This window comes from Sphingomonas sp., assembly GCF_031426035.1.
In the GTDB taxonomy this organism is placed as follows: Bacteria; Pseudomonadota; Alphaproteobacteria; order Sphingomonadales; family Sphingomonadaceae; genus Sphingomicrobium.
Genome location: NZ_JANPKO010000126.1, coordinates 1 through 6,443, shown reverse-complemented (window position 1 = coordinate 6,443; position 6,443 = coordinate 1). Strand labels below are relative to the sequence as shown.

Genomic DNA, 6,443 nt, shown 5'->3' with positions numbered 1-6,443 from the left:
TGGCCGAACTCGTTGCCGGTGAGGTTGAGGGCGCCGGTGCCGGCGGCATTGGTGGTGGTGACCAGCTCGACCGCGCTGCCGGCGTTCAAGGCATAAGTGACCGCGCTGAGGACGCGGTCGGTGCCGCCGCCCGCACCCTCGACGATCGCGTCCGCAGCGGCATCTACGTAAAACCAGTCATTGCCGGCCCCGCCCGCCATCGTATCGACGCCGGCGCCGCCGTTGAGGGTGTCATTACCGGCGTTGCCCGACAGCGTGTTGGCGCCGCCGTTGCCGGTCAGCGTGTCGTTGAAATTGGACCCAGCGATGTTCTCGAACGCCAGCAGCGTGTCGGTGCCGGCGCCGACGGTGTTCTGCGCGCCGGCGACCGCGAAGCTGACCACCACCCCGGCGCTGGCCGAGGCGTAGCTCGCGGTGTCCACCCCGCTGCCGCCGTGGAGCGTGTCGTTGCCGCTGCCACCGTCCAGGGAATCGTCCCCGTCGCCACCATACAATGTGTTCGACGATGAATTGCCGGTCAACCGATCAGCATAGACTGAACCGATCAGATTTTCGATCGAGACGAGCGTGTCGTACCACTCCGAGATCGTGGTGTTCTGGGGAGTGGTCAAGCGCAGATCTACAACAACGCCGCCGTTGCCATCGTCGGCAAAACTAGCTGTGTCCGTTCCGTTGCCACCATCGATGTAATCGTGGCCATATCCGCCAAAGATGACATCGTCCCCGTCCCCGCCGCGGAGGGTGTCGGGGCCCCCGCCGCCATCGATCGTGTTGGCGCCGGCATTTCCGGTCAAAGTGTCGCCATCATGCCAGCCAACAAGATTTTCGATCGAGATCAGCGTGTCGCTGCCAAGCGTTCGAGTGTTCTGAGGCCCAGAGATTGCGAGGCTGACGGTAACCCCACTGTCGAGGAAAATCGCCGTGTCGCTGCCGCCCCCGCCATCGATGATATTGTGCCCCGCGCCGGCCGAAAATACATTGTTCGCACTGTTCCCGATCAGCCTGTCATTGGCACCGCCACTCGATGCATTTTCAATAACCACCCCACGCGCGATGGTCAGGTTACCGACGCCGATGCCGACGTTCGAATATGTTTCAGGATTGAGATTGATCAATTGGTCCGCGTTGGAGCCCGAGTAGTCGAGGGTATCGATTCCACCGTTGTCGAAAATCGTCACAGCCGCGTTGAGAGTAGATCCGTAAATGTAGCGGTCAGTGTTGTTAGAGAATCCGTAGGAAGTGTCGCCGGTGCGGGTGGTGGTCGACAGCCCATATAATTGCGCCATCGCCAGGATGTCAGCGCTCATCGGCGTCAAGGCCATGCTTTGTGTGAAGCCTTGACCCGCGAAATGGGTGTTTTCCGACTGGCTGAAATACGACATGACCGACGTCGACCAGGCGTCGTTCCGAAATATCGCGTCGAACGGATATGTCGCGTCGCCGTTATAATGACCGGCGTGGCCGAGCCCGAGTGCGTGCCCGATCTCGTGAATGTAGGTTTGCATTGAATAAGTGTCGAGCGTCGTCCCGTACTCCTCGAGCCACTGGGTCGACACGTTGACGTGGGCGGAGCTGGTGATTCCGCTGCTCCACACCGCAGTGCTGAAAGCGCCTTCTTCGTTGTCGTCGAATGTAATCTGACCACCAGTTGCGACCTCGACGAAGTTCACGCCGATGATGTCCGACCACAGCGCCAGAGCCTCCCGAGCGAGGTACTGCCCACTTTCGGTCAAGGCAGTGAGGTTGACGCTGAGCGAGCCGCCTTGGGTGACATCGAAATGGTGGCTGCTGCCTTCCCAATATCCGGACACCAGCTGGCCCGCGATCTGGTCGAAAGTCGCTAGCGGAGGTGGCGTGTACGCACTGACGCTCAACCGATAGTCCCCGGCATACGCGTCATCGAACGCGCCGACGTCGATAAAATAGGTGCCCGAAGACGGCGCACTGAAGCCAAGCAGGGAATCGCGACCCGGGCCACTGTCGTCATTCTCGAAGATGATGTTGCCGGCCGCGTCGCGGATGCGGATGTACGCATCCTCCAGAGCAGCAGCGCCAATCCCGCTGAGCGCAACGCTGATCGACTGGCCCGCGGTGAGGGTGATCCTAAACCAGTCGTGGTCGCCAACGGACTCAAGCGAGCCGTCGACGGTCCCGCCGACCGAAATAGTCGCAGTCGTCGATGCGCTGCCGGGTATATCTACCACCAAACACCCCTAATTAGAGTTTGCGGCCACCGCGCCAGCTTAACACGCTGGTTGCCGCAAAATACAAAGCCGTCCGCACAACGCTCATGATACTTGCTGTAGCATTGATCAGGCTTGCCGGCCGAACCGCTTTTACGCACGATTCTCTGTTTTCTTCAACGCTTTGTTGCCATTCCCGACGGAGTTTCGACCTCGGTGGCACGGGATGCGGGGTCGCGCCGCGCCGATTGCACCGTCCGAAGTGGCTGCGTCTTTCCCTCTACAATCATGGGGATTGCGGTGCCACCGAGGCACCCCAGCCTCTGGCCGCCGCAAAAAAAGAGGCCGCCGGGCGGTGCCGGCGGCCTCTTTCTCGTTCACCCGGCGCCCCGCGAACGGGACGCCAACACGATTACATCGCGTTGTTGGTCGTGGTGGTGGTGGTGGTCGTCGTCGTCGCGTTGCCGTCGGCGTTCATGGTCATGTTCATGTCGTTCGACATGTTGGCGTCCATGTTGGTCGTGGCATCGATCGCCGTGGTGTCGTTGGCGACGATGTTCTCGGCGCCGAGGTTCTCGTCGACGTTCATCGTGTTGTCGGCGGATTCGTTGCTGCTGCAAGCAGAAACCGCCAGGGCCGCACCGGCGACCAGGATAAGAGCACGCATTCAAAACTCCCTAAAAAAAATAGATCTGGAGCGGTAGTCCCGCTTCGCAAATCGGGCGCACAATAGTCTGAAGGTCTCACTGCCAGCAAGTGACTTTGTCCGGCTGGTGCAAGCCGCTCAAAAACTGGCGGAAATGCGCCTTCAGTGCCGCATCAACGCGCGCCATGGCGATTTCTTTCCCTTGGCCGGCGAGGCTGGTCACGCCGAATTCGCTGATTCCGCACGGCACGATGCCCGAGAAATGGGCCAGGTCGGGGGCGACGTTGATTGAAAAGCCGTGGAGCGTGACCCAGCGCCGGACGCGCACGCCCAAGGCGGCGATCTTGGCCTCGCCCGCGCCATCGCCGACCCAGATCCCGATCCGCCCCGGCGCGCGGTGGGCATCAACGCCGAGGTCGGCGAGCGCGGCGATCACCCACCCCTCGAGCGCGTGGACGAAGCAGCGGATGTCCTTGCCGCGCTGTTCGAGGTCGAGCAGGACGTAGCCGACGCGCTGGCCGGGGCCGTGGTAGGTGTAGCGCCCGCCGCGGCCGGCCTGGTGAACCGGCAGGCCGAGCGGGTTGATCAGCTCGGCGGGGTCGGCGCTGGTCCCCGCGGTGAACAGCGGCGGGTGCTCGAGCAGCCACACGCATTCTTGCGCGGTGCCGGCGCGGATCGCCGCCGCGCGCTCGTCCATGAAGGCGAGCGCCGCGTCATACGGCACCAGGCCCTCGCTGACCCGCCATTCGATGTCGTCCTGCTGATCCATGGCCGAACCGCAAATGGCCCCCGCCACGCGCCGCCGCAAGGACATTGCATGGGGGGCGGAAGCTTCGCATAACGCGGCGCCGGGACGAGCCGGGCAGGGGAGCAGCATGAGCAAAGTGTCGATTTCACGCGCGTGGGAGGAAACCCGCGACATCCTCGGCCGCGACGGCAAGCTGTACGCGACGGTCGCGGCGGCGCTGTTCCTGCTGCCGCAGACGGTGGTCGGGCTGGCCACCGGCACCGACCGCGCCGCCCAGACCGGCGGAACGTGGGCGCTGCTGCTGACCCTTGCGCTGGTCATCGGGCTGGTTGGCCAGGTCGCGGTGGTGCGGCTGGCGACCAGCCACAATGTGGCGGTCGGCGAGGCGATTCGCCACGGGGTGCGGCGCTTGCCGAGCTTCCTCGGCGCGATGCTGCTGCTGATCCTTGCCATCGGCCTGTTCGTGCTGCTGGTCGCGTTCGTGCTGGTCGGTCTCGGCGCGGTCAGCCGCAACGTCGAGCATCTGCCGCCGCGCGACGTGATGCTGATCACGCTGGTGCTGCTGGTCCCGGCGCTGTTCATGGCGGTGCGCCTGCTGCCGATTGCCGCGGTTGCCGGTGCCGAGGAGGTTGGGCCGATCGGGCTGATCAAGCGCAGCTGGGCGCTGACGCGCGGCAATTTCGGGCGCCTCGCCGGGTTCCTCGTGCTGTTCCTCATCGCCGCCCTGGTGCTGTCGATGGTGATGGCGGTGATCGGCGGGACGCTGTCGACCGTGCTGTTCGGCACGGCCGCGCCGTTCACCCTGGCGGCGCTGGTCATGGCCCTGTTCACCGCCGTCGCGCAGGCCGCCGTAAGCCTGGTCTATGTCGTGATGCTGGCGCGGATTTACGTTCAGCTGGCCGGCGATGGCGGCGCGCCGAGCGTGTCGGTGCCCAGCAGCGGTACCTGAGGGGCGCTGCCGGACGGCAGCAGGCCCGACAGGCGAGGATCGGGGAAGCGCTCGACCGCGCGCTTGTAGGCGATGAAGCCGGCGCGGCGGTAGGCGGCCAGCGCGGCCGGGTGATCGAGCGTGCAGGTGTGGACATGGACTCGGGCGACGCCGTCGCGCCACGCCAGGCGCGCCGCTTCGGCCAGCAGCCAGCGGCCGTGGCCTTGTCCGGCGAGCGCGGGGACGAGCCCGACGAAGGCCAGCTCGCACTGGCCCGCTTCGCGGAAGTCGAGCTCGAGCAGGCCGACTTCGGATCCCGCGGGATCGACCACCGCGTAGAGGTCAACCGCGGGATCGGCGATGATCGCCGACAGCTCGGCATCGCCCATCCGCAGCCGCGAGAACCACAGCCACGGCGCGCCGACCCTGGCGAACAGGCGGCGATAGCGATCGAGGTCGCGGGGCAGCGCCTGCAGCGATAATGTGGATGACAGCGGCTGGCCGGCGGGCGCGGCGTGCATCTCGAGATAGGTGACCACGGCGGCCAGCTCGTGCGTTTCGATGTCGGTGTAACTCATGCCCACCTCGCCAGCGGGGGGAGGCTCATCAGGATGGCGTCGATGTTGCCGCCGGTCTTGAGCCCGAACAACGTGCCGCGGTCGTAGAGCAGGTTGAACTCGACGTAGCGGCCGCGATACTCGAGCAGGGCCTGCCGGTCGGCCTCGCTGAACGGCGTGTCCATGCGCCGGCGCACGATCCTCGGAAAAATGTCCAGGAACGCCTCGCCGACATCGCGGGTGAAGGCGAAATGGGCGTCGAAATGGCCTTCGAGATGGTCGTAGAAAATGCCGCCGACGCCGCGCGGCACCTGGCGGTGCGGCAGCCAGAAATACTCCTCGGCCCACTTCGAGAAGCGCGGATAGAAGGTCGGGTCGTGGGCGGCGCAGGCGGCGCGCAGGCGGGCGTGGAAGGCGGCGGTGTCCTCGTCGTACGGGATCGCCGGGTTCAAGTCGGCGCCGCCGCCGAACCAGCGCCTGGTGGTGGTCAGGAAGCGGGTGTTCATGTGCACGGCGGGGACGTGCGGATTGGCCATGTGGGCGACCAGGCTGATGCCGGTGGCGAAGAAGCTGGGGTCGTCCTCGGCGCCGGCGACGGTGGCGGCGAATTCCGGGGCGAAGCGGCCGCCGACGGTGGAGACGTTGACGCCGACCTTTTCGAACACCGCGCCGTTCATTTGCCCGCGCACCCCGCCGCCGCCGGGCGAGCCGTCCTCGTCGGTGCGCTCCCAGGGGGTGAAGGCGAACGCGGCGTCGCTGCCCGCCCCACGCTCGATCTCCTCGAACGCCGCGCAGATGCGGGTGCGCAGCGATTCGAACCAATCGCGCGCGGCCCGCTGCTGGTCGTCGAGGGGCTTCATGCGGGCAAGCGTCCGCTCTGGCGCAGCGCTTCGCCGGCGGCGATCGCGGCGGCGGTGGCGAGGTTGAACGAGCGGACTTCGGCGCGGATCGGGATTCGGATGCGCTCGTCGCACGCGGCGGCGACGTCGGGGGGGACTCCGCCGCTTTCCTTGCCGAGCAGCAGGATATCGCCGCTCCGCCAGTCGAAATCATACAGCGATCGGCTGGCCTTGGTGGTGAGCAGGATCAGGCGGGCGCCGGCCACCGTCGCCTGGAACGCTGCGAAATCGGCATGGCGGGCGACTTCGACCTCGTCGATGTAGTCCATCGCGGTGCGGCGGACGCGGGCGTCGTCCCACGCGAAGCCCATCGGCTCGATCAAATCGACCGCCACGCCGAGGCACGCGCCGAGCCGCATCACCGCGCCGACATTGCCGGCGATCTCGGGTTCGAAGAGCGCGATCCGCATGGCCCGCGCCTAAAGGCTCAATCGGCCCTTGGCAAAGCCCGACCCGCGCGGCTATCAGGCCCGCCAATCGCT

Annotated in this window: 7 protein-coding genes; 1 reads left to right on the top strand and 6 read right to left on the bottom strand. The window is 65.9% G+C overall.

Translation table 11 applies throughout. From position 1 onward, the window contains the following. The 3 genes from RMP08_RS09335 to lipB all read right to left on the bottom strand — a co-directional run. Positions 1 to 2,204, bottom strand: a 2,204-nt coding sequence (locus RMP08_RS09335) for a M10 family metallopeptidase C-terminal domain-containing protein (RefSeq protein ID WP_310468727.1), incomplete at its 3' end; no start/stop codon positions are given. Between the two features lie 391 nt (positions 2,205 to 2,595). Beyond that, positions 2,596 to 2,850 (bottom strand): hypothetical protein, encoded by a 255-nt coding sequence (locus tag RMP08_RS09330; RefSeq protein WP_310468726.1) that lies wholly within the window; start codon positions 2,848 to 2,850, stop codon positions 2,596 to 2,598. A gap of 76 nt (positions 2,851 to 2,926) precedes the next feature. Next, complete coding sequence (gene lipB, locus RMP08_RS09325) at positions 2,927 to 3,598, bottom strand: lipoyl(octanoyl) transferase LipB (RefSeq protein WP_310468725.1); 672 nt, start codon at positions 3,596 to 3,598, stop codon at positions 2,927 to 2,929. 106 nt (positions 3,599 to 3,704) lie between these two features. On the opposite strand from lipB, the gene RMP08_RS09320 reads away from it, so the two are divergent. Then, positions 3,705 to 4,526 carry a hypothetical protein gene (locus RMP08_RS09320; RefSeq protein WP_310468724.1) on the top strand — a complete coding sequence of 274 codons (822 nt, stop codon included), beginning with the start codon at positions 3,705 to 3,707 and terminating at the stop codon, positions 4,524 to 4,526. Here RMP08_RS09320 and RMP08_RS09315 read toward each other — a convergent pair. Genes RMP08_RS09315 through RMP08_RS09305 form a run of 3 tightly spaced genes read right to left on the bottom strand, consistent with a single transcriptional unit; the run spans position 4,469 to position 6,371 of the window. Next, a complete protein-coding gene (locus RMP08_RS09315; protein ID WP_310468723.1) occupies positions 4,469 to 5,083 on the bottom strand; it encodes a GNAT family N-acetyltransferase in 615 nt (204 codons plus the stop codon). The two genes, RMP08_RS09320 and RMP08_RS09315, sit on opposite strands and share 58 nt — an antisense overlap. Next, positions 5,080 to 5,922, bottom strand: coding sequence for an oxygen-dependent coproporphyrinogen oxidase (hemF, locus tag RMP08_RS09310; RefSeq protein ID WP_310468722.1), 843 nt, complete (start codon positions 5,920 to 5,922; stop codon positions 5,080 to 5,082). The genes RMP08_RS09315 and hemF overlap by 4 nt, the downstream gene beginning before the upstream one ends. After that, entirely contained in the window at positions 5,919 to 6,371 is a 453-nt protein-coding gene (locus RMP08_RS09305) for a TrmH family RNA methyltransferase (RefSeq protein ID WP_310468721.1), read from the bottom strand. Before RMP08_RS09305 ends, hemF begins: the two co-directional genes overlap by 4 nt. Positions 6,372 to 6,443 lie beyond the last annotated feature (72 nt).

What these genes read in the sequence shown, in the direction of transcription:
- RMP08_RS09305 (WP_310468721.1), bottom strand. Translation starts at nt 6,371, where the DNA reads ATGCGGATCGCGCTCTTCGAACCCGAGATCGCCGGCAATGTCGGCGCG.
- hemF (WP_310468722.1), bottom strand. Translation starts at nt 5,922, where the DNA reads ATGAAGCCCCTCGACGACCAGCAGCGGGCCGCGCGCGATTGGTTCGAA.
- RMP08_RS09320 (WP_310468724.1), top strand. Translation starts at nt 3,705, where the DNA reads ATGAGCAAAGTGTCGATTTCACGCGCGTGGGAGGAAACCCGCGACATC.
- RMP08_RS09330 (WP_310468726.1), bottom strand. Translation starts at nt 2,850, where the DNA reads ATGCGTGCTCTTATCCTGGTCGCCGGTGCGGCCCTGGCGGTTTCTGCT.
- lipB (WP_310468725.1), bottom strand. Translation starts at nt 3,598, where the DNA reads ATGGATCAGCAGGACGACATCGAATGGCGGGTCAGCGAGGGCCTGGTG.
- RMP08_RS09315 (WP_310468723.1), bottom strand. Translation starts at nt 5,083, where the DNA reads ATGAGTTACACCGACATCGAAACGCACGAGCTGGCCGCCGTGGTCACC.